Raw genomic sequence first — 3,323 nt, 5'->3', positions numbered from 1 at the left:
TAGACGCTTGCCTTCATCATCCACGGCGGTCTGCGCCTGCTTTGGGCCAAGGCTTTGATCGAGGGTAAGCCGCACGGTGCGAGACAAGCCGTCCGACACCTTGTCGTCGATCGCATAGAACTGCCGGCAGTGAAGGACGATGCCAGCCTGTGCGCCGACGATGCGCACCAGCCCGTCGATCTTATCGGCTCGCTGCCCGTCGTCGGTTGGCGCGGCCGTGCAAACGCCGGCCGTCAGGATCGTGGCGAAGGCGGCGAGGACATAACGCATTCGAGTAGAATAGCCGCTTGAGTGCGCATGTCGAGATTGCTGCCGGAAACGTGGCGGACCTTCGCCTTCAATAACTCGTTGGTCCGTCGAACCAAGGCAAACCGGGGAAAATCGTGATCTGGCAGGGTATGAAGACTGCACCGCGGGACGGTCAGCGGTTCGTCGCGGGCCTATGGATCGGACAAGGTGTAGCTGCGAAGTTCGAAATGCATATCATCCGCGCCGACATCCGCGGCGAGCGAGTTCACCCAGAGGATGATCGGGGATGGTCGTGGAACGACTACACCCATTGGTTGTCGCTAACTGTGCCGTCGCGGCCGGGTAGTTCAGATCGACCGGCCCCAGGCGGAAAGGGCGCGACGCCTCCCATGATGCATCAAGCTTACGGTGTTGACTGAGCACGATCACCAGTCCGGCGATCACCTGGAACGTGCCGGGGCACCACGACTTAGCTTCCCGGGAAACGCCATAGGAGCGAGACGATGATCGACGCTGACACCCCGCAGCCCGGCGACGATCCGGCGCCGATCGGAGACCCATCGCCCGCACCGCAGGAGCCTGAGGGCGATCCACCGCCGAGCCCCGCGCCGGCACCGCAGATGGACGACGAGGCGGCGATCGAAGAGACCGAAGAGCAGCCGAGCTAGCTCTTTCAGCCTCGACGGTTCCTATAGCGGTTGTAGAGGCCGAATGCTCTCGCTAGAGGGCGCCATGGACAAGCTCGAAGCCCTCCTGGACCGCCTCAAAGCTCGCCAGCGCGACCTCATCATGGAAGCTGCTCAGTACGACACGATGCCGGCGGACAGCACGCTGAAGCGGATTGCGGAGTTGGAGAACGCTATCGCAGCGGTGGAAGCGGTCGCCGGTGAGGAAGCGGACAAGCAGCGGCGATAGCCTTCGGCAGGGTACCCGCCGGGTGCTGTTGTCAGGCCTCAGCGGGTCAGAGGTACGGGTCACCAACGCGAGAAGTGCAGCGTAGCAGGGGTCGCCATCAGGGCAGCGCCAATCACGATAAACGTGGCAGCCAGAGGGTTCTGCGGCATTAGGAACTGGATCTCGACCACCATGGCTGCGCCAATGATGGCGCCTCCAGCCACGATAAACGCGTCGCGGATTTTATCGGGCTGACCGCGGTTGCGCATTGTTGTCTGCCTTCGCGGTACCGCTGGTATCCCACGCCGAAAACGGGAAGGGCGCGCCGGGTGACGGCACACCTTAGCTGCATTCGCCGAGACAGATCCGCACAGGGTCTGCCGCGTCATCGACCGAATGATTCCTAGAGATTATGTTAAGAAGCTTGAAACGCTGGGAATGTGATTGGGAAGGAATGATCACATCTGCGTTTCTGTTCGCTGCTGGGATCGCAGCAGGGTGCTACTATCGTCTATGGGTAATCCTGTTCGCCTCGGGGTGCGTCGTTGCCGCGTACATCGCAGCCTGCGTCATCCAATGGAAACTCGGCTGGCTGGAGTTCCTGATCCCCTTTGCTCATCTGAGCGCTCTGCAAGGCGGGTTTCTTCTCGCGCAGTACCTTCGCCCGAGGAGCTAGCCGCGCGGATCGGAGGGAATGGCGTCAGAACCAGACGACCCTGCCACAGACCAGGTAGATGGCGATCCAGAGTAGGACCGGCAGGAGGCACATGGCGACAACCAAGGATGGGCGCGGACGGCGCGATGGGTGTCCAGGTTGGTGATTGAGGGACATAGAGTGCCGATATCTAACAAGCCCGAGGAGATACCCGGGACAACCGCATAAGCTAAGCCGTTGGGCCGTGGTGCGGGTACGGATCAAAATGGGAGAAAGTTTCGCTCCAAACTTGAAATCTCACGATCCTGTGAGGTTGATCCAAACGGCATTTTTCCCGCCGTCCTGCAGGAGCGCACAGGAGCGCTCGACAAGCATTTTGGTCAACTCGGCCTGCAATTCCTCGACGCGCGCGTGCATCTCGCCGGCATCCACGGCGGTCTCGACAAGAAGTTCCTGCGCCTCGGCCAGAGCCGCGCGCAGCTCAGCGTTCTCGGTCGCAAGCGCCAGGATCAGCGCCGCCGTCTCGTCGGTCATCCTTCGGCAACTTGTTCGGCACATGCTGAGCTACGCTGCATACGCGGCCAGCTGATCGCCCCCGATCCGCTGCGGCGGCCCTGCTTTCCCACCCCACGGCAGGGCCGCCTCCTACAGACCCGTTGATCCGCCTACAGCGTGCCCTCCGGTTCCGATGCCGGGTCGACCTCGCACGTACCTCACATCGGACCTGGTTGCGAAAGGCTAAGCCGAAACGCGGGGATCAGGCGTGCTGGAAGTCGGCCGGCACCTTCCCGCCGTTCTCCGCGAACTTCTGGACCACCTGCTTGTTCAGCGAGACGTTCATCGTGGCCAAGTCGTCCTTGTCGCCGGTGTAGTGCAGCTCGTCAGCGAGCTGCTTGCGGGCGGTCAGGCTGCTGTCGAGGTCGAGCAGCTTCATCAAATCCACGATCGACTGCTTGTAGTTGAGGGTCTCACCCTTTTTGGCCGCCATATCGCTCAGCACCTGGCCGACGTCGACGCTCGTCTGAGGGCTGCTCGACGAACCTGCAGCGACCGGTGAGGGCGCACCAGCCATCGCAGGAGCTGACGCGCTGCTAGTGGAAGATCCGGCGCCGCTAGCGCCGGTCGAAGCCGCCGATACGTTTGGGGCTTCAGAAGCATGAGGTTCTGCAGCCTGCGCACTCGCGCTGCCACCGAAGATCTTCGACATGATCGAACCGAAAATGCTCATTCCATCCTCCATCGAGTGAGCCCAGCATGGGATCAAAGCGCTCGGTAACGGCGAGGTGATCGGCAGCGTTCCGATCGATCTTCAGGGCGTACCAGTGCTAACGAAGCGTGACGGGACCCATCCCCGCTGACAGGGGCCGGTGTATTCCCGGCTTACCGGGAGAACGGCGGTGGTACGGCAGCCAAGCAGATCAGAGCCGTAGACAATGCCGGACCATCCTCCGAGACGTTCGCAAACTAGGACGGGCTCGGCCTCGCGAAGGCGGTCGATCTCCTTGAAGGGCTCGTTTTCACCGGG

The 3,323-nt window shown here is 62.0% G+C and carries 6 protein-coding genes; 2 read left to right on the top strand and 4 right to left on the bottom strand.

Features of this window, described 5'->3' with window-relative positions; genetic code table 11:
* The coding region (locus MKK60_RS26480) for a hypothetical protein (protein ID WP_243989096.1) at positions 1–270 on the bottom strand (270 nt) is incomplete at its 3' end.
* Between the two features lie 482 nt (positions 271–752).
* Here MKK60_RS26480 and MKK60_RS26475 point away from each other — a divergent pair.
* Together MKK60_RS26475 and MKK60_RS26470 are read left to right on the top strand one after the other, a co-directional pair.
* Entirely contained in the window at positions 753–917 is a 165-nt protein-coding gene (locus MKK60_RS26475) for a hypothetical protein (RefSeq protein WP_187274943.1), read from the top strand.
* Positions 918–981: 64 nt separating this feature from the next.
* Positions 982–1,164 (top strand): hypothetical protein, encoded by a 183-nt coding sequence (locus MKK60_RS26470; protein WP_243948637.1) that lies wholly within the window; start codon positions 982–984, stop codon positions 1,162–1,164.
* 59 nt (positions 1,165–1,223) lie between these two features.
* Here MKK60_RS26470 and MKK60_RS26465 read toward each other — a convergent pair whose 3' ends face one another.
* The 3 genes from MKK60_RS26465 to MKK60_RS26455 form a co-directional block, all read right to left on the bottom strand.
* The gene (locus tag MKK60_RS26465) at positions 1,224–1,412 is read right to left on the bottom strand and encodes a hypothetical protein (protein WP_243989095.1); all 189 of its coding nucleotides are present in this window, start codon (positions 1,410–1,412) and stop codon (positions 1,224–1,226) included.
* A 683-nt stretch (positions 1,413–2,095) separates the two neighbouring features.
* Positions 2,096–2,332, bottom strand: coding sequence for a hypothetical protein (locus MKK60_RS26460; protein ID WP_243989094.1), 237 nt, complete (start codon positions 2,330–2,332; stop codon positions 2,096–2,098).
* A gap of 223 nt (positions 2,333–2,555) precedes the next feature.
* On the bottom strand, positions 2,556–3,026 hold the full coding sequence (locus tag MKK60_RS26455) for a DUF3597 domain-containing protein (RefSeq protein ID WP_243989093.1): 471 nt from the start codon (positions 3,024–3,026) through the stop codon (positions 2,556–2,558).
* Positions 3,027–3,323: the final 297 nt, after the last annotated feature.

This window comes from Methylobacterium sp. J-092 (assembly GCF_022829325.1).
Classification (GTDB): Bacteria; Pseudomonadota; Alphaproteobacteria; order Rhizobiales; family Beijerinckiaceae; genus Methylobacterium.
Note: the sequence above shows the minus strand (reverse complement) of the source record. Positions and strands in the feature narration are given on the sequence as shown.